This is a genomic window from Alsobacter sp. P4_H11 (assembly GCF_056400925.1).
Map to the genome: position 1 here is coordinate 46,224 of NZ_JBFUKI010000005.1, position 23,070 is coordinate 69,293.

General features: G+C 69.5%; 23 protein-coding genes. 8 read left to right on the forward strand and 15 right to left on the reverse strand.

The annotated features are described in order from the left end of the window. Positions 1–44 precede the first annotated feature (44 nt). From AC1DSZ_RS09885 to AC1DSZ_RS09900, 4 genes are all read left to right on the forward strand, one after another. Positions 45–248, forward strand: a complete 204-nt coding sequence (locus AC1DSZ_RS09885) for a hypothetical protein (protein WP_476838199.1) — start codon at positions 45–47, stop codon at positions 246–248. 82 nt (positions 249–330) lie between these two features. Further along, a complete protein-coding gene (locus AC1DSZ_RS09890) occupies positions 331–1,566 on the forward strand; it encodes an ABC transporter substrate-binding protein (RefSeq protein ID WP_476838200.1) in 1,236 nt (411 codons plus the stop codon). A 100-nt stretch (positions 1,567–1,666) separates the two neighbouring features. After that, on the forward strand, positions 1,667–3,619 hold the full coding sequence (locus tag AC1DSZ_RS09895) for an alginate lyase family protein (protein ID WP_476838201.1): 1,953 nt from the start codon (positions 1,667–1,669) through the stop codon (positions 3,617–3,619). 104 nt (positions 3,620–3,723) lie between these two features. Next, positions 3,724–5,049 carry a hypothetical protein gene (locus AC1DSZ_RS09900; RefSeq protein ID WP_476838202.1) on the forward strand — a complete coding sequence of 442 codons (1,326 nt, stop codon included), beginning with the start codon at positions 3,724–3,726 and terminating at the stop codon, positions 5,047–5,049. Here AC1DSZ_RS09900 and AC1DSZ_RS09905 read toward each other — a convergent pair. Then, positions 5,014–5,334 carry a hypothetical protein gene (locus AC1DSZ_RS09905; RefSeq protein ID WP_476838203.1) on the reverse strand — a complete coding sequence of 107 codons (321 nt, stop codon included), beginning with the start codon at positions 5,332–5,334 and terminating at the stop codon, positions 5,014–5,016. The two genes, AC1DSZ_RS09900 and AC1DSZ_RS09905, sit on opposite strands and share 36 nt — an antisense overlap. 172 nt (positions 5,335–5,506) lie before the next feature. On the opposite strand from AC1DSZ_RS09905, the gene AC1DSZ_RS09910 reads away from it, so the two are divergent. The 4 genes from AC1DSZ_RS09910 to AC1DSZ_RS09925 are packed head-to-tail and all read left to right on the forward strand — an operon-like array spanning position 5,507 to position 8,836. Next, entirely contained in the window at positions 5,507–6,394 is an 888-nt protein-coding gene (locus tag AC1DSZ_RS09910) for a branched-chain amino acid ABC transporter permease (RefSeq protein WP_476838204.1), read from the forward strand. Further along, a complete protein-coding gene (locus tag AC1DSZ_RS09915; RefSeq protein ID WP_476838205.1) occupies positions 6,391–7,392 on the forward strand; it encodes a branched-chain amino acid ABC transporter permease in 1,002 nt (333 codons plus the stop codon). Before AC1DSZ_RS09910 ends, AC1DSZ_RS09915 begins: the two co-directional genes overlap by 4 nt. Then, on the forward strand, positions 7,389–8,132 hold the full coding sequence (locus AC1DSZ_RS09920; RefSeq protein ID WP_476838206.1) for an ABC transporter ATP-binding protein: 744 nt from the start codon (positions 7,389–7,391) through the stop codon (positions 8,130–8,132). The genes AC1DSZ_RS09915 and AC1DSZ_RS09920 overlap by 4 nt, the downstream gene beginning before the upstream one ends. Then, positions 8,132–8,836 (forward strand): ABC transporter ATP-binding protein, encoded by a 705-nt coding sequence (locus AC1DSZ_RS09925; RefSeq protein ID WP_476838207.1) that lies wholly within the window; start codon positions 8,132–8,134, stop codon positions 8,834–8,836. The genes AC1DSZ_RS09920 and AC1DSZ_RS09925 overlap by 1 nt, the downstream gene beginning before the upstream one ends. A gap of 136 nt (positions 8,837–8,972) precedes the next feature. On the opposite strand, the gene minC is transcribed toward AC1DSZ_RS09925, so the two are convergent. The 14 genes from minC to AC1DSZ_RS09995 all read right to left on the reverse strand — a co-directional run bounded on the left by minC (position 8,973) and on the right by AC1DSZ_RS09995 (position 23,047). Beyond that, positions 8,973–9,725: a septum site-determining protein MinC gene (gene minC, locus AC1DSZ_RS09930; RefSeq protein ID WP_476838208.1), complete on the reverse strand. Its 753-nt coding sequence runs from the start codon at positions 9,723–9,725 to the stop codon at positions 8,973–8,975. A 138-nt stretch (positions 9,726–9,863) separates the two neighbouring features. Continuing rightward, positions 9,864–10,169 (reverse strand): hypothetical protein, encoded by a 306-nt coding sequence (locus AC1DSZ_RS09935; protein WP_476838209.1) that lies wholly within the window; start codon positions 10,167–10,169, stop codon positions 9,864–9,866. Positions 10,170–10,225: 56 nt separating this feature from the next. After that, positions 10,226–11,221 (reverse strand): ABC transporter ATP-binding protein, encoded by a 996-nt coding sequence (locus tag AC1DSZ_RS09940; protein WP_476838210.1) that lies wholly within the window; start codon positions 11,219–11,221, stop codon positions 10,226–10,228. Continuing rightward, positions 11,218–12,216 carry an ABC transporter ATP-binding protein gene (locus AC1DSZ_RS09945; protein WP_476838211.1) on the reverse strand — a complete coding sequence of 333 codons (999 nt, stop codon included), beginning with the start codon at positions 12,214–12,216 and terminating at the stop codon, positions 11,218–11,220. Before AC1DSZ_RS09945 ends, AC1DSZ_RS09940 begins: the two co-directional genes overlap by 4 nt. Beyond that, a complete protein-coding gene (locus AC1DSZ_RS09950; protein WP_476838212.1) occupies positions 12,213–13,763 on the reverse strand; it encodes a gamma-glutamyltransferase family protein in 1,551 nt (516 codons plus the stop codon). The genes AC1DSZ_RS09945 and AC1DSZ_RS09950 overlap by 4 nt, the downstream gene beginning before the upstream one ends. A 1-nt stretch (position 13,764) precedes the next feature. Next, positions 13,765–14,661, reverse strand: a complete 897-nt coding sequence (locus AC1DSZ_RS09955; RefSeq protein WP_476838213.1) for a polysaccharide deacetylase family protein — start codon at positions 14,659–14,661, stop codon at positions 13,765–13,767. Beyond that, on the reverse strand, positions 14,658–15,449 hold the full coding sequence (locus AC1DSZ_RS09960) for an SDR family NAD(P)-dependent oxidoreductase (protein ID WP_476838214.1): 792 nt from the start codon (positions 15,447–15,449) through the stop codon (positions 14,658–14,660). Before AC1DSZ_RS09960 ends, AC1DSZ_RS09955 begins: the two co-directional genes overlap by 4 nt. Before the next feature lie 7 nt (positions 15,450–15,456). Next, entirely contained in the window at positions 15,457–16,314 is an 858-nt protein-coding gene (locus AC1DSZ_RS09965; RefSeq protein ID WP_476838215.1) for an ABC transporter permease, read from the reverse strand. Continuing rightward, positions 16,311–17,240 (reverse strand): ABC transporter permease, encoded by a 930-nt coding sequence (locus AC1DSZ_RS09970; protein ID WP_476838216.1) that lies wholly within the window; start codon positions 17,238–17,240, stop codon positions 16,311–16,313. The genes AC1DSZ_RS09965 and AC1DSZ_RS09970 overlap by 4 nt, the downstream gene beginning before the upstream one ends. A 15-nt stretch (positions 17,241–17,255) precedes the next feature. Further along, positions 17,256–18,761 carry an ABC transporter substrate-binding protein gene (locus tag AC1DSZ_RS09975; RefSeq protein ID WP_476838217.1) on the reverse strand — a complete coding sequence of 502 codons (1,506 nt, stop codon included), beginning with the start codon at positions 18,759–18,761 and terminating at the stop codon, positions 17,256–17,258. Between the two features lie 128 nt (positions 18,762–18,889). Beyond that, positions 18,890–20,041: a Gfo/Idh/MocA family protein gene (locus AC1DSZ_RS09980; protein ID WP_476838218.1), complete on the reverse strand. Its 1,152-nt coding sequence runs from the start codon at positions 20,039–20,041 to the stop codon at positions 18,890–18,892. Then, the gene (locus AC1DSZ_RS09985) at positions 20,041–21,105 is read right to left on the reverse strand and encodes a sugar phosphate isomerase/epimerase family protein (RefSeq protein WP_476838219.1); all 1,065 of its coding nucleotides are present in this window, start codon (positions 21,103–21,105) and stop codon (positions 20,041–20,043) included. Before AC1DSZ_RS09985 ends, AC1DSZ_RS09980 begins: the two co-directional genes overlap by 1 nt. A gap of 11 nt (positions 21,106–21,116) precedes the next feature. Then, positions 21,117–22,277, reverse strand: a complete 1,161-nt coding sequence (locus AC1DSZ_RS09990; protein WP_476838220.1) for a Gfo/Idh/MocA family protein — start codon at positions 22,275–22,277, stop codon at positions 21,117–21,119. 11 nt (positions 22,278–22,288) lie between these two features. Then, positions 22,289–23,047: a sugar phosphate isomerase/epimerase family protein gene (locus AC1DSZ_RS09995; RefSeq protein WP_476838221.1), complete on the reverse strand. Its 759-nt coding sequence runs from the start codon at positions 23,045–23,047 to the stop codon at positions 22,289–22,291. Between the last annotated feature and the right edge of the window lie 23 nt (positions 23,048–23,070).

Sequence of the window (23,070 nt, forward strand, 5' to 3'; positions counted from 1 at the left end):
CGAAATCGATCATGCTTCCGATATTGGGCAATCGGGCATTGATCATGACAGCCACCAAGCCTCTCGCCGCCGCCATCGTTCTCATGGCGCTCGTGTACCTTCTTTCGCCGCTCCGCTTTGGAGAAACGAAGCCGAACTGCGCCAAGGACCAGATCGGCTGCCTGATCGTGGCCGCCGACGCTGACGCTTATGATCCGGTGGTGACCGGCAGCGTGCCGAAGCACGCCAAGCGACCCGCCAAGCCCTGATCGAACCCCGCGCGCGGCGCCTAGGCGCCAACCGCCAAAAATGCTCTAGGATCCGCCTCAACGACGTTGGGAGGATCGATCCGTGAGCCAAAGACCCGTTTTCGGCGTAAACCGCCGCACATTCGTCGCCGGCGCGGCCGCGCTGTCCGTTGCGGCTCCGGCCGTGGTCCGCGCCCAGGCCGCCACCCTGAAGGTCGGCGTCATGCTGCCGCGGTCGGGCTTCTTCGCCCAAGCCGGCCAAAGCTGCCATCGCGGCGCGCTTGCCGCCCCCAAGGTGCTGGCCGACCTCGGCTACAAGGTCGAACTCTTCCATATCGACACCGAATCCTCCGCCGACACGGCCCGCACGCAGGCCGAGCGCGCCATCAATGACGGCATCCACTGCCTGGTCGGCGCTTTCGACTCCGGCCACACGCTCGCGATCGCGCAGGCCGCCGAGCAGCGCCAGATCCCCCTGATCTGCAACATCGCGGCGGCGCCGCAGATCACCGAGCAGGGCTACAAGTTCCTGGTCCGCAACTTCCAGACCGGCGGGGCGCTGGTCACAAACGGCCTGCGGCTGATCAAGGACATCTCGGCCGCCACCAAGGTCGAGTTCAAGTCGGCCGTGTTCCTGCACGCCAACGACACGTTCGGCACCGCCCAGCGCGGCGCCATGGACGCGATCTTCCCCAAGCAGAACATGCCCTTCCAGCTCGTCGAGAGCATCGCGTACGACCCCAAGGCGCAGGACCTCGCCGTCGAGGTCACCAAGCTGCGCTCGCTCAACCCCGACCTCGTGCTGGTGGTGAGCCGCGCCGGCGACGCCATCAAGCTGGTGCGCGACATGGTGCGCCAGCGCTTCGAGCCCAAGGCGATCATCTCGCCCGGTTCGCCCGGCCTCTATGACGAGGAGTTCTACCAGGCGGTGGGGCCGCTGGCCGACTACCTGATGTTCAACCTGCCCTGGGTGAACCCGAAATCGGACATGACCCAGGCGCTGGAAGCCTCCTTCAAGCTCGCCAACCCGAGCAACCGCTTCGCGGTGGACTGCTTCAACGCCGGCTTCACCTTCGAGGCCATCCTGGTGGCGGCCGACGCCCACAAGCGCGCGGGGGCGAGCGATGGCCCGGCCCTGATGGAGGCGATCCGCAAGACGAACATCGAAAAGCACGTGATGATCGGCGGGCCGATCCAGTTTGACGCCAAGGGCAACAACCCGAATATCGGCTCGGCCGCTGTACAGAACCGCAACCGCACGCCCACGGTGGTGCTGCCCGCCGAGGTCGCCACCGAAGCGCCCGTGCTGCCGATGCCGAGCTGGCAGGGTCGCAAATAGGATTGGCAAACCATATGCGGCGGAAGGCTGGCCCAGCTCCCCGCCCGTTAAGGTCGATGTTACCCCGGCGCTGCTCTCTGGAGTTGCGCCGGAGAGCCCCGTGACCCTCGATCGTTTCCGCTGGTACGCGCAACGCCTGCGCGCCATGAGCCCCGCCGAAGTGCTGCATCGCTTCGGCGAGCAGTGGAAGCGCGCCCGCTCGCGCGGCTATGCGGCGGGTTGGGATGGCTTCGACCGCGGCGACGGCGCCCTGAAGCGCCTGCCGATCTTCGAACGCCTGCGCGACGAATGGCCGGAGGCGCTGCTCGCCGAGACGCGCGCGGCCGCGGCCGACGCGCGCGCTGGCCGCATCACGCTGCTTGGCCAGACTTGGCCACAGACCCATTACGAGCCAAACCTCTGGGCGACCGATCCGGTTTCGGGCGAGCCCTGGTCGTCGCCGTCCACCTACTGTTTCGACGTCGACTTCCGCCACGCCAAGGGGCGCGGCGACGTGAAATTCGCCTTCGAGCTCAGCCGCCTGCAGTTTCTGCACCCCGTCGCCGCTCTTGCGATCCGGGAGCGCGACCCTGAGGCCGGCGCTTTCTGCCTCCGCGTGCTGCGGTCCTGGATGGACGGCAACCCGCCCTTCCGCGGCGTGAACTGGTACTCGGGCATCGAACTCGCCCTGCGGCTCGTCAGCGTGGCGCTCGTGGTCGCGGCCGCCGGCGAGGCGCTTTCGCCCGAGGACCGCCGGCGCATCCGCGCGCTGGTCGCCGCGCATGGGTTCTGGCTGGCGCGCTATCCGTCCCGGTTTTCGTCCGCGAACAATCATCTGGTGGCCGAAGGGCTCGGCCTGCTCGTCGCCGCCCTGCTCGCGCCCGACCTCGCCGAGGCCCCGCATTGGCGCGCCGAAGGCCGTGGCATCCTGTTTGAGGCGTCGAAGAGCCAGTTCCACCCTGACGGCTGGGGGGCCGAGCAGTCGCCCACCTACACGGCTTTCACGCTGGAGATGCTGGCGCTCGGCGTGACGCTGCTGGCCGACGCAGATAATCCTCTGCCACCGGAATGCATCGTCCGCCTGCGCAAGGCCGGCGCGGCGCTGCATTGCGCGCTCGACCATAAGGGCCATGCGTCTCACATCGGCGACGACGACGAGGGCCGCGTGCTGGCCTGCCCGCCGGATCGCGAGCCGCGCTATGTCGCGTCCGTGGTCGCCGGCTTGGCGGGGGCGCTGGACGCGCCGGAGCTCTGCCCTGCCGAGCGGGACTCGCACTGGCGGGATATCATCTTCGGCAGCCCAACCGCGGGCGGCGCTGCGCCCGATGGAGTTTTGTCGTTCCCGCAGGGCGGGATGACGTTCGTCCATGGCGCAAAGGCTGGCCGGCGCACGATGCTTGCGTTCGACCACGGACCGCTGGGATTCCTCTCCATCGCAGCGCACGGCCACGCCGACGCGCTGGCGCTCTGGCTGCACGTGGATGGCCGCCCGGTGATCGTCGACAGCGGCACCTATCTGTATTCCGGCGGCGGCAAGGTTCGCGCCTGGCTGCGCTCCTCGGCGGCCCACAGCACGCTGACGATCGACGAGCAATCGCAGAGCCTTGTCTCCAGCGCGTTCAACTGGCGCTTGAAGACGGACGCGCGCCTCGACGAGCACTTGCCGGGCGATGCCTGGGGCGTCCGCGCGTCGCACGGGGGCTACGAGAAGCGTTTCGGCTTCAGGCACGAGCGCACAATGGAGCCGGCCGAGAACGGCTATGTGGTCACGGATCGCCTGATCGGCGCGGGGCCGGATCGGCCCGTTGCGATCCGGTTCCAAATCCATCCAGCCCTAGGCATCGCGATCGGGGCCGACGACGTCGTCGTGCACGATGACGGCGGGCCCTTGGTGGCCATCAGGCCCGCCACGCCCGCTCGCCTCGCGCTGGAAGCCGGGTCCTCCGCCCATCCACCCTGGTTCTCGCCGGCGTTCAACGCGCTGCAGGGCGGGCAGGCTGTCGTCATTCACACCACCACGGCCGCCCTGCGCCAGCCGCTCCGGACGCAGTTGCGGGTGCTAACAGCCGGCTGAAGCTCAATCAGCTCGAGCCTGCAACCACAGGCTGTATCGCGACGGCACATCTCCGGCCGGCCCCGGGCTTGCGACAGCTCGGCCAGTCCGGAGAATCCGTCCCGATGTTGCACGCTCTTCGCCGCTCAGCGCTGTTCGACCGGTTGGCCCGGCGTCCGCCCGTGCTCTATGGCCGCGCCCGCCGCGCCATCGAGGCCGTGGAGGCGATGGACGCCGGGCAGCGCGAAGACATGCAGGACCGATTGCTCCGCCGCGTGCTGGTCGACGCGCAGGGGCTGGCGGCCTACCCCGCCGCGAAAGCGTTCGCCCAACTGCCTGTTTTGCAGAAATCCGCCATGCGCGGGCGTGAAGCCCACTACGCGCGCCGCGGCGTCGGCGCTCCGGCGGCCACGGGCGGCACCACCGGGCAGCCGCTGCGCTTGCGCAGGTCGCCGGGCCAGATCGTGTTCGAGCAGGCCATGGTGGACCACCTTGTCGCTCTTGCGGGCGGGGTAGCCGGCCGCACCGTCACGATGCGCGGGGACGTGATCAAGCCCGTGGACGAGAGCGCCCCACCCTTCTGGCGCGAGGCCGGGCCCGGGCGCACCCTGCTTTCGGCGCACCACCTTTCCCGCGCCAATTATCCCGCCTACGCGGCCTTCCTGGAACGCGAGCGGCCGGGCGTCCTGCACGCTTATCCGTCCGCGCTGGAACAACTCACCCGGCTTGCCGAGGAGGCCGGCGGCGGCCCGCCGATCGGGCTCGTGTTCACGTCTTCGGAGCAGTTGCCCAGCGGCCTGCGGGCGCGGGTGAAGCGGGTTTTCGGGGCCGATCTGCTGGACTTCTATGGACAGGCCGAGCGGGTCTGCGCTGCATGGTCCCTTCAGGACGGCGAGTACTGGGTGCGGCCTGACTACGGCTTCGTCGAGTTCGCGGCAGCCGAGGATGGCGCGCACATCGTCGGAACGTCCCTGCACAATCGGTCGCAGATCCTGCTGCGCTACGACACCGGCGATCTGGCGGAGCTCGGCCCGGACAATACCGCCGAGCGCCTCCGCCTCGTCCGGCTAGGCCTTGCGCCGTTCGCCGGGCTGACGGGCCGGCAGTCCGAATATGTGGAGCTGCCGGATGGGACGCGCATCATCGGCCTGAACCACGTGCCACGCGGCGTGCCCGGCGCCGCCAGCGTCCAGGTTCTGCAGGTGGGGCCGAACCGCGTGCGCCTTCATGTGACGCAGGCGGAAGGCTTCGGCGACGCCACGCGCGCGGTCGCGGTCGGCAATCTGCGGCAGAAACTTCCCGCCAGCGTCGACGTGGAGTGGCTTGTCGCCGAGGCGCCGTTCAGGCTCCCGAACGGCAAGGCGCCGCTCTTCGTGGACGCGCGCAGACTCGCTATCGAGCCGGCGCAGATGATCTCAGAACCCGAGCGCCATTCCGCCGCCGCCGCCTGAGCTCATGACGGGGCGCATGCCGCCCTTGCCGGTGGGCCAACTCGGGTTCTGGTCCTTCTCGGGCAAGGGCGCCGGCATAGGCGCGTCTTCCCACTTGGGTTGGCGGCCAGCCGTTTGCGCCGTGGCCTGGGCCTTCGCGGCCGGCTTGGCGGCTTTGGCGACCGGCTTCGCGGGCTTCTGGGTGGCCGGCAAGGGGCTCAGTGGCGCGCCGAGTTGCTGGGCGACGGCCGGCGCCGCCAGGAAAGCGCCCAATGCGAGGGCCAGAACGGGAACGGTGAAGCGCATCGAGAAAACTCCATTGGCAACGCATCCATATCATCTTGCAGGATCTTGGCGAGCCCGAGGCGCCATCGAGAGTTGCAAAACCTCTCCCGGCCGGAGCCACCCGGCTTGCCTTCGCGCGCCGATCGGCGCATGAGGCGCGTTCCGCCAGCCAGACACCCACCCGCCCGAAACGATGTCCCTCCCCCTCTATCTCGAAGTCCTGCTTCAGGGCGTGCTCACAGGCCTCGTCTATGGCCTGATGGCGCTCGGGCTTTCGGTGATCTTTGGCGTCGTCCGGGTGGTGAATTTCGCGCATGGCGAATTCGCGGTGCTGGGCATGTACGCCGCCTTTGTGCTGTTCACGGCGTTCAATCTCGATCCCTTCCTGGCCATGGCCCCGATCGCGGCGCTGTTCTTCGTGATCGGCTATGGCCTGCAGCGGGTGCTCATCAACCCGTTCATCACCCGGCCGGAGCATGACCAGTTCATTCTGCTGGTCGGGCTGGCGATCATCATGGTCAACGGCCTCCTGATGATCTTCGGGCCGGACGCCCGGCACGTAAACCTTCCCTACTCGTTCGACAGCTGGTTCGTCCCCACGGGCATCGCCGGCGAGATCATCGTCGACAAGGTGCGGGTCTACGCCGCCCTCGCGGCGCTCGCGGTATGCGGGCTGCTGTTCGCGTTCTTCCGGTTCACGCTGACTGGCGCGGCCATACGGGCCTGCGCCGACAATCTCGTCGGCGCGGCCGTGGTGGGGCTCGACGTGAAGCGCCTCTACGCCCTCACCTTCGCGATCGGCCTCGCCTGCGTGGGCGCGGCCGGTTCGTTGATGGTGGCGCTCACCGACGTGACGCCCATGCTGGCGCCGTCCTTCACGCTGCTGGCGTTCACCATCGTGATCATCGGCGGGCTCGGCTCCATGGCGGGCGCGCTGGCGGGCGGGCTCCTGATCGGCGTCGCCGAGGCGCTGGCCAGCGTGGTGGTCGCGCCGTCGATGAAGAGCATGGTTTCGTTCGCGCTGCTGGTGCTGGTTCTCGCCTTTCGACCCCAGGGCCTCATGGGGCGGCGCGCCGCATGATCGGTCGTCTCCTACGCACCGCGCCCCCGCGCGCGCTCCTGCTGCTCGGCGTGCTGCTGGCCGTGCTGGTGCTCGCCCCGCTGGCGCTCGACCGCTATCTCACCTCGGTGCTGATCCTCGTGTTCTGGTTCGCCTATGTGGGCCAGGCCTGGAACATCATGATGGGCTTCGCCGGCCTGCTCTCGCTTGGCCACGCGCTTTACGTCGGCCTCGGCGCCTATGTGGCGGCGGCGCTTTTCGTGAAGCTCGGGATCGGCCCCTGGGCCGGGCTCTGGCTTTCGGCGATCGTCTCGGTGGCGGTGGGCGCCGCCATCGGGTGGCTCGGCTTCCGGTTTCGGATCGAGGGCGTGTACTTTTCGCTGCTCACCATCGCGTTCGCCGAAGTGGCCCGCATTGGCTTCGACCATATCGGCTGGACGGGCGGCGCGGCGGGGCTGTTCCTGCCGGTGAGCGCCGACGGGGGCGCCTGGTTCAACCTGCGCGGCGGGCCGCTGTTTTTCTACTATCTCGCCCTCGCGATGGCGACGGCGGCCTTCGTGCTCTGCGCGGCGCTGCGCGCATCTCGCCTCGGCTATCGCTGGCTGGCCGTGCGCGAGGACGCCGAAGCGGCCCGGGCGCTCGGCATCGACGTGTTCCGCGCCCGCATGGCGGCCGTGCTGATCTCGGGCGGGCTCACCAGCCTCGGCGGGGTGTTCTATGCGTTCTATTACAACAACCTGTTTCCCGGGCAGGTCTTCGATATCTCGCGCTCGATCGAGATGATCCTCGCCCCGATCGTGGGCGGGGTCGGAACCTTGTTCGGCCCGGTGCTGGGAGCCTTCATCCTGACGCCGCTTGGGGAAGCGTTGATCGCCATCACGGGCGCGCTCGGGCTCAACGCGCCCGGAACAAAGGCGGTGTTCTACGGCGTTTGCCTCATGGCCATCGTGATCCTCGCGCCCAACGGGCTCTGGCCGGCCCTGAAGCGCCGGCTCGGCGTGCCGGAGGGCGACGCATGAGCGCGCTGCTCGAAGTGCGGGGTGTCGCCAAGCGGTTTCGCGGGCTGCTGGCCGTGGACCATGTCTCGCTCACCGTGGATGAGGGCGAGATCTTTGCGGTGATCGGCCCCAATGGCGCGGGCAAGACGACCCTGTTCAACCTGATCGCCGGCGTCTATGCGCCCGAGGCGGGCGAGATCGCGTTTGCGGGCGAACGCATCGACGGCGCGGCGCCGGACGCGATCTGCCGCCGCGGGTTGGCGCGGACGTTCCAGATCGTGCGGCCGTTCCCGCATCTCAGCGTGCTCGACAACGCCATCGTGGGCGCGCTTCTCCATGAGCACGACGTCGAGAAGGCGCGCGCGGCCGCCGGCGACGTGCTGCGGCGGCTCGAATTGTGGGACAAGCGCGCCCAGAAGGCCGGCTCGCTCACGCTGCCGGACCGCAAGCGGCTCGAGGTCGCGCGGGCGCTCGCGACCCGCCCGCGCCTGCTTCTGCTCGACGAGGTCATGGCCGGCCTGCGCCCGACCGAAACCGACAGGATGGTGGCGGTGCTCAAGGACCTCAACCGCCACGAGGGCATGACGATCGTGCTCATCGAGCACGTGATGCGCGCCGTGATGGCGCTGGCCAACCGCATCCACGTCCTTCATCACGGAGCCACCATCGCGGAGGGCCCGCCGGAAGTTGTGACCCGGGATCCGCGCGTGATCGAATCCTATCTCGGCCAGGCCGACCACGCGGTGGGAGCGCTCGGCTGATGCTTTCGGTGCGCGACCTCGATCTGAGCTATGGCGACGCGCAGGCGCTGGACGGCGTCAGCCTCGACGCGCCCGAGGGCGCGATCGTCGCCATCGTGGGGGCGAACGGCGCGGGCAAGACCTCGCTGATCCGCGCCATCGGCGGCATGCTCAAGCCCTCGCGCGGGTCAATTCTGTGGAAGGGGCGCGACATCGCGGGCGAGCCGAGCCATGTCGTGTGCAATCTCGGCGTCGGCCAGGTCGCGGAAGGCCGGCAGGTGTTCCCGACACTGTCGGTGCGCGAGAACCTGCTGATGGGCTCGATGCTGCCGCGCGCCAAGGCGCGCCGGGCGCAGAACCTCGACCGCATGCTGACGCTGTTTCCCCGCCTCGCGGAACGGCACGCGCAGCCGGCCGGCACGCTGTCGGGCGGCGAGCAGCAGATGCTCGCCATCGCGCGCTGCCTGATGGGCGAGCCCGAGCTCGTGATGTTCGACGAACCCTCGCTCGGCCTGTCGCCGGCCATGGTGCAGCAGGTGCTGGCGAACGTGGTGGACCTCAACAAGACCGGCCTAACCTGCGTGCTGGTGGAGCAGAACGTCGCCGTCTCCCTGCGCCTCGCGTCCCGCGCCTATGTGCTGGAAAACGGCCGCGTCACGCTCTCGGGCACGGGCGCCGAGCTGTTGAATGACGACCGCGTGCGGCAGGCTTATCTCGGGCTTTGAAGGCGACCCTCCCGTCATTGCGAGCCGAAGGCGAAGCAATCCAGAGGCTGGGCTCGATGCTCGATCTCAAGAGCCGCTCTCGACGCCCGGCTTCTGGATTGCTTCGCTGCGCTCGCAATGACGGCCAGGGCGCCTTTCAGTCCAGCACGGCCGTCCTGAGCGTGTCGCCTTCGAGCCAGGCCTGGGCGGGCTTGCCGATCAAAGCTGGGTCGACGTCGTCGGCGGTTTTGTAGACGCCGTCGATGGACAGCAGCTCGGCTTCGAAGCGGCGGCAGAAGATGCGGCTCTTCGCGTTGCCGGAGACGCCCGCGATGGCGCGGCCGCGCAGGGGACCGTGCACCGTGATGGAGCCGCCGGCGACGATCTCGGCCCCGAACTGCACCGCGCCGATCACCGTGACGTCGCCCTTGGGGAAGTAGATCTGCTGGCCCGACCGGACCGGCTCGGCGAGCACCAGCGAGGTCGCATCACCCTCCCCGTGCGGCGTCTCTGGCTTGATTTCGGGGGCCGTGGCCACAACGCCCGCAGCCACGGCCGGCGCGGGCGAACCTTCGGCGCGAAACTCGGGGGCGGGATCGCCCTTGCCGCCCAGCAACTGCGCCGGGGTGCCGATGCCCAGCCATTCGACATCGGCGCCATCCACGCCCATGACGCGGACGTTGCGCGCCTGCACGGCGGCCACGATGGCAGGGATTTCGCTGCGCTCGGCCTTCATGGCCGAGAGATCGAGGATCACGGGGCGGCCCTTGAAGAAAGCAGGGGCGCGGGTGAGCCAGTCATCGAGATGCGCGAGCCACGTGTCCAAGGGCGGGTCGGGAGCAACCACGAGCGCCAGGAAATTGCGGCCGCGAAAACGGATGGTCGGCTTGGGGGCGGTTTCGGTGCTCAAGGGGGCGTCCTCTTCCCCTGATGCATCGGACCTCGCCGGATTCGTGTCAACGACGCAGCGCGCCTTGTCCACGGACCACCAAAACGCGAGAGGCCCGCGACGATGGCCGCGGGCCTCTGCGAAACCTATCCGATCCGGTCAGTCGCAGACGCGAACGGTCCGGTGTCCGGCCACGTAGCCGGCGGAGTCGTAGAGCGGCTCGCGGACGTTGTGGCATTCCGGGTAGACGACGACCGGCGGCGGGGGCGGACCGACCTCGCGGTACACGACCGGCGGGCGGTTGAAGCTGTTGGCGACGACGCCGCCGACGATCGCGCCGGCCGCGAGGCCGCCGAACAGGGCGCCGTTGACGCCGTCGCGCGCCTGGGCGGGCGCGACGAAACCGAGAGAGCAGACGAGCGACGTCGCCGCGAGCGTCGCGATGGCGGTGTTACGCAAGGACATGGCGGACCTCTTAAGCAGAACTGAAGCGAAGCTGCCGGAAACCCGTTAACGGTCGCTTACCTTTGCGCCGCGCTCGTCGCCGCGTCCGGGTCCGCCGCCGGAATGCGCACGAGGCAGGCCGCCTGCCCGGACGGGGATGGGGCCAGCACGGGCCGCACCTCGAGGCAGCGCGGTTGCGCCAGGGGGCAGCGCGTCGCGAACGGGCAGCCTGGCGGGATGGCGAGCGGGCTCGGCAAGTCGCCGGTCAGCACGATCCGGCGGCGGCTGCGCTGGGCCACGGGGTCCGGCAGCGGAATCGCTGAGAGCAGCGCCTCCGTGTAGGGGTGCGTTGGGGCAGCGAACACCGGGTCAGTCAGCCCCCGCTCGGCGATCGTGCCGAGATACATCACCAGGATCTCGTCCGCGATGTGCCGCACAACGGAGAGGTCATGCGAGATGAACAGGTAGGCCAGGCCAAGCTCGGCCTGCAAATTCATCAGCAGGTTCAGGATCTGGGAGCGGATCGAGACGTCGAGGGCCGACACGGGCTCGTCCAGCACCAGCAGGCGCGGCGAGAGGGCCAGCGCCCTGGCGATCACGACGCGCTGGCGCTGGCCTCCCGAGAGCGCGTTGGGCGTGCGGCCCGCGAAGCTCGCCGGCAGGCCGACGAGATCCATGACCTCGGCGACGCGCTTGGCGGCCGCGGCGGATTTCCAGCCCTGGATCGCGAGCGGCTCGCCGATGCTGTCCGCGATCGTCATTTTCGGGTCGAGCGCCGCCGAAGGATCCTGGAAAACGATCTGCATGTCGCCCGCCAGCGCGCGGCGGCCGGCGCGATCCAGCCGGGTGATGTCACGGCCGTCGAAGCGGACCTCGCCCGAGGTGGCCGGCTCGAGGCCTAGGATCGCGTAGGCGGTGGTCGATTTGCCGCAGCCGCTCTCGCCCACCAGCGCGACCGTGCGGCCGGCCGGCACATCGAAGCTGACGCCGTCGACCGCTTTCACGACGCCGCCGCGGCCGCGCAAGGGGAAATGGACGCGCAGGTCGCGGACCTGGAGCAGCGGTTCGGTCATGCGAGCGCGGCCGCCTCTTCGGTGCGCCAGCAGGCGGCGCGGCGCAGGGCGCTACGCACCGGCTCGAGCGGCGGCGTGCGTGAACAGATGTCAGCCGCGAGCGGGCAGCGGCTGCGGAAGCGGCAGCCCTCCGGCCATTGATCGGCGGTGGGCACCACGCCCTCGATGGTGCGCAGCGGCTCCTTGCGGCGGCCGTCGAGCCGCGGAATGGTGGCGAGCAGCAGCCGCGTATAGGGGTGGGCCGGGTCGGCGAAGAGCTCCTCCACGGGGCCGCTCTCGACGATGCGGCCGCCATACATTACCGCGACGTCGTCGGCCATTTCGGCCACCACGCCCATGTCGTGGGTGATCAGCAGGATGGTCGCGCCCGCCTCGGCGCGCAGGCCATGCATGAGGCCGAGGATCTGCGCCTGCACGGTGACATCCAGCGCCGTGGTGGGCTCGTCGGCGATCAGGAGCTTGGGCTGGCACACGAGCGCGGCCGCGATCATGACGCGCTGGCACATGCCGCCCGAGAGCTCGAACGAGTAAGCCTCGGCCCGGCGCTCCGCATCCGGGATGCCGACACGCGCCAGCATGGCGACCGCCTCGCGGCGGGCCTCCTCGCCGGAAAGGCCGCGATGGAGGCGCAGCGCCTCGGCCACCTGCTCGCCGACCCGCATCAGCGGGTTCAGCGACGCGACAGGCTCCTGGAAGATCACCGAAGCCTGGTCGCCGCGCACCCTGGCGAGCGCGCGCTCGTCCAGCGCGGTGAGGTCCTGCCCGTCCAGCGTCACACGGCCGCGCACGCGCCGGGCCGCCTTGGGCAGCAGGCCCAGGATGCTGAGCGCCGTCAGGCTCTTGCCGCAGCCGCTCTCTCCCACCAGCGCCAGCACGCGGCCACGTCGCAGGCTGAGCGACACGCCGTCCACCACGGACGCGCCGTTGATCGTGACCGCGAGGTCGTCGACGACGAGCAGCGGGGCGTCGGCAGCCGAAGGCAATGCTGCGCTCACGCGCGCTCCCCGACCGCAACCGCAGCCCAAGGGCTGGTCTGGTGCGCCATGCCGACGTTCTCGCCGTCGGGCGTGCGCATCACCGCCGACGCAATGGCGAAGTTCGTCGGGAACACGGTGTCCTCCACCATTTCGACCGGGAAGCGGCTGCGGATCAGCGCCGCCGTGTCCGGGGTCGCACGGGCGTTGACCCGGATGGTGGGCGTGCTGGCGTCGAGACGCGGCCAAAGGAACGCCTCTTCGAGGCTCATGCCGCCGTCCACCACGTGCGACATGATCTGCAGCAGCGTCGGGAAGATGGTGCGCCCGCCGGCCGCGCCGAGCGCGAACCAGGGCCTGCCGTCGCGGCGCAGGATCAACGGGCACATATTGGCGAGCGGCTTGGCCCCCGGCGCCATCGAGTTCGGCTGGCCGGGACGCGGGTCGAACCACATCACGCCATTGTTCATCAGGAAGCCGGCATTGGGCAGCACCACGCGCGAGCCGAAGCGCGACAGCAGCGTGTTGGTGAGCGAAACCATCGTGCCGGAGGCGTCGACCACGCTGAAATGGCTGGTGCAGCCGGCCTCCGGCGTCGCCGCATGCCCCATGGTGGTCAGCCGGCGCTCATAGGCGCCGCGGATCGCCACCGCATAGGCGAGCGCCGCTTCGGCCGGGGCGCCGGCGGGGTCGAGCGCCTGCCCTTCGAGCTCGGCGGCGGCCTCCAGATAGCTCGGGCCGCCGCTCAGGCCCGGAATGGCGTTGATCTCGACGCCGCGATATTGGCCGCGCAGGGGCTCGCGCCATTGCGGCGCATAGGCGGCGAGATCGGCTCCCGTGATCTTGGAGCCGCCGTCCGCGAGGTCGCGCGCGATCAGGCGCGCGGTCTCGCCTTCGTAGAAGTCGCGGGCGCCGGCTTGGGCCAGCCGCCGCAGAAGCTTCGCCTTGTTGGGCATCGGCTTGCGGTTGGGCGAGGCGGCGTCGCCGGCCTTGGGCGCCCTGCCCTCGTCCAGGAACAGCGCCGCTGTCGAGGGATGCCTGGCCAGCCCGGCGGCTTCCACCGCGAAGGACAGGCAGGCGAACCAGTCGATCTCCAGCCCGCGCTCGGCATGCTCGATGGCGGGCGCCAGCGCGTCCGCCCACGCGATCGTGCCGAAGCGCTCCAGCGCGGCCGACAGCCCGGCCACTGCGCCCGGGACCGCCATGGAGGTGAATCCCGAAACGTTGCGGTCGTCCACCACGGAGGGCCAGGCGAACCAGTTGCCCGCGTTCGCGCCGCTCAGCGGATAGTCGGCAGGGTCGAGCCCCTGCGCGGCCACGACGTTGAAGTCGAGCGTGTTCACCTCGCCGGTGGCGCCGTCGGCATGCAGCAGGAAGCCGCCACCGCCGATGCCAGACAGCCAGGGCTCCACCACCGAGAGCGTCAGCGCGGTCGTGACGGCCGCGTCCATGGCGTTGCCGCCCCGCGCCAGCACGGCGGCGCCGGCCTCGGCGGCGAGACGGTTCTGCGCCGAGACGAGGCCGTGGCGGGACCGGACCTCGTGCTTGCCGATCGTGAAAGTCTGCATGTCAGGACGCTCCGTGGCGGCGGGACGCGATGGCGTCGGGCAGGCGCGATTTCACCGCATATGTCTGGGCGTTGGTCGAAGCGGCATGATGCGCCGCCACTTCGGCGACGGTCGCGACCCAGACGGTCGGGTCCTTGGTGACCCGGTCGAGCAGCCGCTCCAGCATGCGGATGCGGTGGGCGCGGCCGGAGATCCAGTCGTGCACGGTCAGCATCGTGAGCGAGCCGAAGCGGTGCAGCGTCTCGAACTCGTCGATCCAGCCCTCCAGGATGGGTCCGGGCGCGGATGGCGGCCAGTGGTCGGCGCCGCCGCCGACGAACTTGAAGTACACGGCGTCGTCCAGCACCCACTGGACCGGTACCTCCGTGAGGCCGTCGATCGTGTAGGGGTGATCGAAGCCCATCAGCGAGCTGTCATAGAGGCCGCGGCGCTTCACCTCGGCCATCATGTGCGGCGTCATCTCCCAGGCGGGCGAGCGGAAGCCGACGGGCGTGATGCAGGCCTGGCGCTGGAAGAGCTCCAGCGCGGCGTCGAGCGCGGCCGTGAACTCCGCGTCGGAGGCCTGCGACGCCAGCTCGTGGAAATATCCGTGCAGGCCGACCTCATGGCCGCGCGTCACGAACTCGGGCAGCAGCTCCGGATGGTTCTCGGCCACGACCCCGGGCACAAAGAACGTGCCCTTGATGTCGTACTGGTCCAGCAGGTCCAGCAAGCGCCAGATGCCGACGCGCGGGCCGAACAGCCGCTGCTCCATCTGGCCGAGCAGGCGGGACGGCGGCGCATCCTTGAGGCTCCAGAGGTAAGGCGACTCGGCGTCGACATCCACCGTGAAGCAGAAGGCGCTGCGCCTGCCTTCCGGCCACATGTAGGGGGCTGGGCGGGGCTCGATCACCGTCATAGCGGGTTCTTCTTCGCCTGGTGCACGGCCAGCGAGCCGATGGAGTTGCCGCCGTCCACCGTGAGGGTCGAGCCGGTGACATAGGCCGAGGCGTCGCTTGCGAGATAAAGCAGCGCGGCGCCGACGTCGTCTCGCGACGACGGCCGGCCGAGCGGGATCTGCGCCACCGTGTTGCGGATGTGCTCGTCCGTGAGCGCGCTGACGGTGCTGCCGGCCGCGAAGCCCGGCTCCAGCGTGTTGGCGCGGATGCCGAACTCGGCCAGCTCGATCGCAAAGCCCTTGGTGAGCCGGTCCAGCGCGGTCTTGGACGTGCAGTAGGGAACCACGGTGCGGCGCATCTTGCGCGAGGCGCCGGACGAAATGTTGATGATCGAGCCCTTCACGCCCTGCCGGACCATCTGGGTCGCGAGCGCGCGGGTGAGGATGAAGGGCGCGCGCAGGTTGATCGAGAAGATGCGGTCGAACTCGGCGACGTCGATGTCGAGCAGGAAGCCGGACGGGTAGATCCCGGCATTGTTGACCAGGATGTCGGCCGAGCCCCAGCGCTCGCCGACGGCGGCCGCCAGCGCCTCGATCGAGCCCGCATCCGTGAGGTCCGCCGCATGGCCGAAACTGCCCTCGGCGAGGCCGAGCGAACGGACCTGCTCGTCGAGCGCGTTCTGTTTCGTGTCGGTGAGGCAGAGGCGGCAGCCGGCGTCGCGCAGGATTTCGGCGATCCAGCGGCCGATCACGCCGCCAGATCCTGTCACCACGGCGCGTTTGCCGGCGAGATCTGGGAATTGAGTCATGGCGTCCTCATGAGGCTCTTGGATCGAAACGGTCGCGCAGGTCGTCGCCGATCAGGTTCACGGCGAACACCAGCACGAAGAGGCACAGGCCCGGGAAGGTGGCGATCCACCAGGCCGTGGCGAGGTAGTTGCGGCCGGTGCTCAGCATGGCGCCCCAGCTTGCGGTCGGCGGCTGCACGCCCAGGCCGAGAAAGCTCAGGCCGGCCTCGAACAGCACCATCAGGCCGAACTCCAGCGTGGCCACCACCGTCATGGCCCCGATGATGTTGGGCAGCACGTGCCGCAGCAGGATTCGCGGCGCGCGCGCGCCCATGAAGGCGGCGAGCCGCACATAGGGCATGTTGGACACGCCGAGCGTCTGCCCATAGGCGACGCGGGCGTAGCGAGGCCAGCGTGTGAGCGCCAGCACGACGATGACGTTGATGAGCCCCGGGCCGAGCACAGCCACCGTGATGATGGCGAGCAGGATGGCGGGCACCGAGAGGAAGATGTCCACCACCCGCATGACCACCATCTCGACCGGCCCGCGCAGGTAGCCGGCCATCATCCCAAGCGTCGTACCGACGAGGCCGGACAGGATTACGGAGGAGAACGCCACCAGAAGCGAGATCCGCGCGCCATGGATGAGGCGGCTCAGGAGATCGCGCCCGAGCTCGTCGCTGCCGAGCCAATAGGTGACCCCGCGCGACACGAAGCCCGGCGGCTTGAGGCGCGCGAGCAGATTCTGCTGGGTGGGCGAATAGGGCGCGAGCCACGGAGCCGCGAGCGCGATGACGACCAACAACGCCAGCAGCGCGGCCGGAGCCCAGAGGCTCCAGCGAAAGCGGGCGCGGCGGCGAAGGACGGGTTGCGACACGGCGCTCATGCCCGGGCCCCGGTGAGGCGGATGCGGGGGTCGACCACGCTGTAGAGGATGTCGGCCGCCAGGTTGAGCGCCACCGTCACGAAGGCTCCGAGCAGCACCACGCCCTGCACCACAAGGAAATCGCGCGCCAGGATGGATTGCACGGTGACCTGCCCTAGGCCCGGCCAGGCGAACACCGTCTCGACGATCACCGCGCCGGCGAGCAGGTTCGAGATCTCCAGCGCCGCCACGGTGATCACCGGAATGGCGGCGTTGCGGGCGAGATGGCGCCGCAGCAGCCGGCCGGGCAGCACGCCGCGGGCGCGCGCGGTGCGGACATAGTCGCGCGACAGCTCATCCAGCAGCGCCGTGCGGGTGATGCGCGCGAAAGTCGCCATGCTGAGCAGGCCGAGCGCGATCGAGGGCAGCACGAGATGCGAGATCCCGCCTGTCGCCGAGGGCGGCAGCCAGCCAAGCGTCACGGCGAACACCAGAATCAGCAGGATGCCGCTCCAGAAGGTCGGCAGGCTCTGGGCCGCCAATACGAGCCCGGACAGGGACCTGGCGAAGACGCTATCGCGCCACAGCGCCAGCGCGATCCCGACCGGGATGCCGACGCCGCATGCGACCAGAAGCGCGCCTGCGGCGAGCGCCAGCGTGTAGGGCACCCGCGATGCGATGATGGTCGTCACGGGCGCGTTCTGGATCACCGAGCGGCCAAGATCGAAGCGCAGCAGATCGGCGAGGAACGACGCGTACTGCACCACCAGCGGCCGGTCGAAACCGAGGCTGCGACGCATGGCGTCGATGTCGGCCGGCGTCGCGGTCTCGGGCACGAGAAGGTAGGTCGGATCGCCGGTGAGGCGCTGGAGGAAGAAGATCAGCGTCGCGACGCCGAAAATCGTCACCAGCGCCTGGGCGAGCCGCCGGGCAAGAAAGCCCGCCATGGCCGGGCGCCCGCGCTACTCCTTCCAGTCCATCCGGTTCAGGAACATGCTTTCGTTCGGCGTGGGCTGCCAGACGAGCGGCTTGGCCGCGCCGTAGATGATGGCCGACTGGTAGAGCGGGATCAGCGGAACTTCCTTGGCGATGATCTCGTGCACCTGCTTGTAGGCCGCCATGCGGTTGTCCTGGTTCAGGGTCGCGCGCGCGGCTTCGAGCAGCTTGTCCGTCGTGGTGTTGCGATAGGCCGACCAGCCGCTCGAATTGTGCATCAGCGGGAACAGCACGCCGTCGGCGTCCTGGCAGGCGCAGGACCAGCGGCCATAGCTGAGCGCCGGGGTGCTTTCCGGGCCGCTCTGGGCGCGCTTCAGGTAGGACGCCATGTCGGACATGTTGATCTTCACGTTCAGGCCGACATCGGCCAGCATCTGCTGGACGGCCTGGACGATGCGCTGGTCGAACACCGGCGCGGTTGAAAGCTCGATCTCCGTCTGGCCGGCGGGGCCGGCGGCCTCGACGATCTGCTTGGCCTTCTTGGGATCAAAGGGCGGGGCCTCGATGCCTTCCACCCAGCCGAAATGGGCGGGCGTCAGCATCTCGGGGACGGCCTTGTCGTAACCGCCCAGAATGCCCTGCACGAGCGCTTCCTTGTCGATCGCCATCGCGACGGCGCGGCGGATGTCGCCCTTGTCGAATGGGGGCTTGGACGGATTCAGCCGCAGATAGGCCACGCGCTCGGTGAGCACCGACAGCGGCTTGGCCTTGGGAGAAGACTTGATCTGCGCCGCGAGGTCGCTGTCGAGGCTGACGCCGAGGTCGCTGGAGCCCGCCTGCAGGTTAGCGACGCGCGTGGAGGCGTCCGGCACGGCGCGGAAGGCGACTTCCGGGAACGGGGCCTTCTTGCCCCAGTATTTGTCGTTGCGCTTCAGCGTCACGGCCACGCCGCGCGACCAGTCGGCGAACACGTAGGGGCCGCTGCCGACAGGCTTGGCGTTGAAGGCGTCCTTGCCGACCGCCTCGACGACGTGCTTGGGCACGATCGACAGCTTCACGAGCTGCGCCAGCAGCGCCGGATAGGCGCCGTCGGTGACGAGCTTCACGGTGTTCGGCCCGGTCGCGACCGCGTCCGTGATCTTGTTGAACTGCCCGAGCTGGGGGCTGCCGAACTTCGGATCGGTGATGCGCTTGACGCTGAACACCACGTCCTCGGGCGTCAGCTTCTTGCCGTCATGGAACGTCACGTCGTCCCGGATGGTGAACTCCATCTCGGTGTCCGAGACCTGCTTCCACGCCGTTGCGATCTCGGGCGCGAGCGCGCCCTTGTCGTCGCGGGTGACGAGATTGTCGAAGATGTTGCGGTAGACGTAGTAGCTGTCCGGGTTCCACTGCACCTGCGGGTCCAGCGAAGACGGCTCGTTGACGAGGTCGACCACGAATCGGTCGCGGCCGGCCATGGACGGCGAGGCCGCGAAGCCAGCCGTGAGCGCGATGGCTGCGCCGGCGAGAAGATGTTGAATTCGGGTCATGATCGCTTCGCTCTGACGGGGGAAACGGATCATGGAACGGCGGCCCGCCGCCCACAAGTGCGGTTGTGGGAATGGGCGCCATCCACCACGCGCGCCCCTGCGCGATGGCGCGAGGGGCGCTGGCCGGGTCAGCCTTCCGGGGTCACCCACACGCCGCCGCCGGCGCTGGAGCGCAGCGCCGCATCCACGAAGGCGACGCCCGCGAAGCCATCCTCGATGGTCGGGAACGTGCCGGACGGGTCAGGCGCCGCGCCGGCCCGGCGGGCCATGATGGCCTCGGCCACCTCGGAATAGAGCGTCGCGAAAGCTTCCAGATACCCCTCCGGATGGCCGGCCGGGATGCGATTGACGCGCTGGCCATCCGCGTTCATGGCCGCTGTCCCTCGCCCGATCAGGCGCGGAGCTTCGCCGAGCGGGGACCAGGTGAGGCGGTTGGGCTCGTCCTGGCGCCAGTCGATCCCGCCCTTGTCGCCGTAGATGCGAAGGCGCAGGCCGTTGTCGTTGCCGGGCGCGACCTGGCTGGCCCACAACGCGCCGCGCGCGCCCTCGGCGTAGCGCAACAGCACCTGGACGTTGTCGTCGAGCCGCCGGCCGGGCACGAAGGTGGTGACCTCGGCCAGCACGTGGCTGGGCGCGAGCCCGGACACGAAATGCGCCAGCTGATAGGCGTGCGTTCCGATGTCGCCGATGCAGCCGCCCGCGCCGGAGCGGGCCGGATCGGTGCGCCAGTCGGCCTGCTTCTGGCCGGTCTGCTCCAGCGGGGTGGAGAGCCACTCCTGCGGGTATTCGACCTGGATCACCCTGATGGCGCCGAGTTCTCCATCGCGGATCATCCGGCGCGCGTGCCGCACCAGCGGGTAGCCGGTGTAGTTGTAGGTCACCGCGAAAATCCGGTCGCTGGCGCGCGCCTTGTCGCGCAGGCGGCGCGCCTCCTCGAGGGTGGCGGTGAGAGGCTTGTCGCAGATCACGTGGACGCCCGCGTCGAGGAAGGCCTCGGCGGCCGGGGCGTGCATATGGTTGGGGGTCACGATGGCGACCGCCTCGATCCCGTCCGGCCGCGTCGCCTCGGCGCGGGCCATCGTGGCGAAGTCCGGGTAGGAGCGCTCCGGCGCGAGCCCGAGCGCCTGGGCCGAGCGCAGCGCCTTGTCGGGCGTGGACGAGAGTGCGCCGGCAACCAGCTCGTAGCGGTCGTCGAGGCGGGCCGCGATGCGGTGGACGGCGCCGATGAAGGCCCCCTCCCCGCCGCCCACCATGCCGAGGCGGATGCGTGGGCTGGCCATCACTCCCTCCCCAGCCCGAGCATGCGCCGCGCCTGCGCGGGATCGACCTCGCCGCCGGCGAAATCGTCGAACGCCTTGTCGGTCACCCTGATGATGTGGTCGCGGATGAAACCCGCGCCCTCGCGGGCGCCGTCCTCGGCGTTCTTCAGGCAGCACTCCCATTCCAGCACGGCCCAGCGGTCGTAGCCGATGGCGGCGAGCCTGGAGAAGATCGCCTTGAAGTCCACCTGCCCGTCACCCAGCGACCGAAACCGCCCGGCCCGGTCCAGCCAGGGCTGGAAGCCCGAATAGACGCCCTGGCGGCCCGACGCGTTGAACTCCGCGTCCTTGACGTGGAAGGCGCGGATGCGGTCGGCGTAGATGTCGATGAAGGCGAGGTAATCCAGCTGCTGCAGGAGGAAGTGCGAGGGATCGTAGTTGATGGCGCAGCGCGGGTGATTGCCGGTGGCTTCGAGGAACATCTCGAAGGTGGCGCCGTCGAACACGTCCTCGCCGGGATGGATCTCGTAGCAGAGGTCCACGCCCGCCTCCTCATAGGCGTGGAGGATCGGCGTCCAGCGCCGCCCGAGCTCGGCGAAGGCGGTCTCGATCAGACCAGGCGGCCGCTGCGGCCAGGGATAGAGGAACGGCCAGGCGAGCGCGCCCGTGAAGCTGACGCTGCCGGTGAGGCCCAGGCGCCGGGAGGCCTTGGCGGCCTTGCGCATCTGGTCCACCGCCCATTCCTGGCGCGCCTGCGGCTTGCCGCGGAGCGCCGCCGGCGCGAAGGCGTCGAAGGCTTCGTCATAGGCCGGATGCACGGCCACGAGCTGGCCTTGCAAATGGGTGGACAGCTCCGTGATGGCGAGGCCATGGCTGGCCGCGATGCCGGCGAGCTCGTCGCAATAGGTCTGCGACTCGGCCGCCTTGTCGAGGTCGATCATGCGCGGATCGAAGGTCGGGACCTGCACGCCCTTGTAGCCGAGGCCGGCGGCCCAGCCGCAGATCGCCTCGAAGTTGTTGAAGGGCGCGGCGTCGCCGGCGAACTGGGCCAGGAAGATCGCGGGCCCTTTCATGGTGGCTGGCATGGTAATGCTCCTCAGGCCTTTGCGCCGCGCCAGTAGGACGCCGCCTCTTCGTCGGAGAGCGGCGCAGGTCGCTCCACGCGGGACTCGATGCGGACCGCTCCGCCACCCTCACCGGCCTGCAGAATGGCGTGCATGACGTCGAGCACATGCGACGCGAAGGCGCCCGATGAGCGATGCGGCGTCCCATGCAGCACTGCGCTGGCGAGGTCGGCGAGCCCCAGGCAGCGATAGTTCGCCCGGTCGGGAAGGCTCGGGGCCCAGTTCGGCGAGCGCCAGTTCGGCTTGCCATAGAGGCGCGATGAGGAATCCAGCACCTGCCAGTCATCGCCGCGCGCCGTCACCTCGACGACGCCGCCGAAGAAGTTCGGGTCGGGCGCCCGGAAAGAGCCCTCCGTTCCGTAAAGCTCGATAGGCGGATGGCCGTGCTTCCACACGTCCCAGCTCATGGAGAGAACGATGTCGGCGTCGGCCGCGAAACGCAGGAGCGCCATCACGGTGGTGGGCGTCTCGACCGTGATGCGGTCGCCCTTGCGGGGCCCCTCGGCCGAGACCACGCGCTCGGCGAAGCCGGTGGACGAGAGCGCCTGTACGCTCGCGACCGGGCCGAGCAGGTTGCACAGCGCGCCGAGATAGTAAGGCCCAATGTCGAGGATCGGGCCGCCGCCGGGCTTGAAGAAGAACTCGGGATTGGGGTGCCAATGCTCCATGCCGTGGGACATCAGGAAGCACGAGCCCGCCAGCACGCGGCCGATCTGGCCGCTGTCGACCGTCTCGCGCGCCAGCCGACCGCCGGCCCCCAGAAACGTATCGGGTGCGCAGCCGAGCTTGAGGCCGCGGGCGTCGGCCTCGCGCAGCAGCCTGCGGCCGTCCTCGGCCGAGACGCAGAGCGGCTTTTCGGTGAAGACGTGCTTGCCGGCCGTGAGCGCAGCGTGGCTCACTTCGAAATGGGCGTTGGGCGGGGTGAGGTTGAGGACGACGTCCACCTCCGGGTCCCGCATCAACGCGTCGATGGTGAGCGCCCGCGCGCCGAATTTGTCCGCCTGCGCGCGGGCCAGCTCCGGCGCGAGGTCCGCGCAGGCGACGAGGCGCAGGCCGCGGAACAGCGGCATGTTCTGCATGTAGATGGTCGAGATGACGCCGCAGCCGACGACGCCGATTCCAAGCTCTCGCATGGGTTTTCTCCTCAGCGCCAGGATGCGACGGTGGTCATCGCCCGGCGGGCGAAGCGGGCGACGTCGTTGGGCTTGTCATGCTCGGCGACGAAGAGCTTCACGCCGATCTCCTGCAGAACGGGCACGATGGCGCCCCAATCAAGGACGCCGTGGCCGGGATCGGCCCAGCCGTCCTCGTCGGCGCACTGGCCTTCGGGCGCAATGTCCTTGACGTGCACGGCCTCGACGCGGCCGACGTAGCGCTTCACCTCGGCGATGGGGTCGGCCCCGCCGCGCACGATCCAGGCGAGGTCGGCCTCCCACAGCATCTGCGGCGCTTCCTCCAGCAGAATGTGGAGGAAGCGGCGGCCATCGGCGGTCTTGCCGTACTCGAAATGGTGGTTGTGCCAGCCAAACCGCAGGCCCTCGCCGTTGACGGCCTTGCAGATGCGATTCAGCTCGCGGCCCATCGCGGTCCATTCGGCTTCCCCGCCGTCGCGCTCGCCGGGCGGCGGCGCCGGAGCGTAGATGGTCTCGATGCCCAGCCCTCGGCAGAGCTTCACGGTCGCGACCGGGTCGGCGCGCAGGCGGTCCATGCCGACATGGCAGCTCGGGGCGGTCATGCCGTGCTCGTCGAGCTGGCGCTTCAGCCTGTCGGGGTCGCCGAGCAGGCCGCCGAAGGGCTCGACCTTGCGGTAGCCGAGGCCGGCGAGCAGTTCGAATTGCCCCTCCAGCGGCTCCATCATGCGGGCGGAGTAGAGCTGGAAGGAAAGGCCGTCGAGAGGCTTCATTAGGGGATCCTTTCAGGGCAAGG

Bases quoted from the DNA above. Each gene is read 5' to 3' on its own strand.
- AC1DSZ_RS09885 (WP_476838199.1), top strand. From the start codon at position 45: ATGACAGCCACCAAGCCTCTCGCCGCCGCCATCGTTCTCATGGCGCTC.
- AC1DSZ_RS09900 (WP_476838202.1), top strand. From the start codon at position 3,724: ATGTTGCACGCTCTTCGCCGCTCAGCGCTGTTCGACCGGTTGGCCCGG.
- AC1DSZ_RS09905 (WP_476838203.1), bottom strand. From the start codon at position 5,334: ATGCGCTTCACCGTTCCCGTTCTGGCCCTCGCATTGGGCGCTTTCCTG.
- AC1DSZ_RS09910 (WP_476838204.1), top strand. From the start codon at position 5,507: ATGTCCCTCCCCCTCTATCTCGAAGTCCTGCTTCAGGGCGTGCTCACA.
- AC1DSZ_RS09915 (WP_476838205.1), top strand. From the start codon at position 6,391: ATGATCGGTCGTCTCCTACGCACCGCGCCCCCGCGCGCGCTCCTGCTG.
- AC1DSZ_RS09920 (WP_476838206.1), top strand. From the start codon at position 7,389: ATGAGCGCGCTGCTCGAAGTGCGGGGTGTCGCCAAGCGGTTTCGCGGG.
- AC1DSZ_RS09925 (WP_476838207.1), top strand. From the start codon at position 8,132: ATGCTTTCGGTGCGCGACCTCGATCTGAGCTATGGCGACGCGCAGGCG.
- AC1DSZ_RS09935 (WP_476838209.1), bottom strand. From the start codon at position 10,169: ATGTCCTTGCGTAACACCGCCATCGCGACGCTCGCGGCGACGTCGCTC.
- AC1DSZ_RS09940 (WP_476838210.1), bottom strand. From the start codon at position 11,221: ATGACCGAACCGCTGCTCCAGGTCCGCGACCTGCGCGTCCATTTCCCC.
- AC1DSZ_RS09950 (WP_476838212.1), bottom strand. From the start codon at position 13,763: ATGCAGACTTTCACGATCGGCAAGCACGAGGTCCGGTCCCGCCACGGC.
- AC1DSZ_RS09955 (WP_476838213.1), bottom strand. From the start codon at position 14,661: ATGACGGTGATCGAGCCCCGCCCAGCCCCCTACATGTGGCCGGAAGGC.
- AC1DSZ_RS09960 (WP_476838214.1), bottom strand. From the start codon at position 15,449: ATGACTCAATTCCCAGATCTCGCCGGCAAACGCGCCGTGGTGACAGGA.
- AC1DSZ_RS09965 (WP_476838215.1), bottom strand. From the start codon at position 16,314: ATGAGCGCCGTGTCGCAACCCGTCCTTCGCCGCCGCGCCCGCTTTCGC.
- AC1DSZ_RS09970 (WP_476838216.1), bottom strand. From the start codon at position 17,240: ATGGCGGGCTTTCTTGCCCGGCGGCTCGCCCAGGCGCTGGTGACGATT.
- AC1DSZ_RS09975 (WP_476838217.1), bottom strand. From the start codon at position 18,761: ATGACCCGAATTCAACATCTTCTCGCCGGCGCAGCCATCGCGCTCACG.
- AC1DSZ_RS09980 (WP_476838218.1), bottom strand. From the start codon at position 20,041: ATGGCCAGCCCACGCATCCGCCTCGGCATGGTGGGCGGCGGGGAGGGG.
- AC1DSZ_RS09985 (WP_476838219.1), bottom strand. From the start codon at position 21,105: ATGCCAGCCACCATGAAAGGGCCCGCGATCTTCCTGGCCCAGTTCGCC.
- AC1DSZ_RS09990 (WP_476838220.1), bottom strand. From the start codon at position 22,277: ATGCGAGAGCTTGGAATCGGCGTCGTCGGCTGCGGCGTCATCTCGACC.
- AC1DSZ_RS09995 (WP_476838221.1), bottom strand. From the start codon at position 23,047: ATGAAGCCTCTCGACGGCCTTTCCTTCCAGCTCTACTCCGCCCGCATG.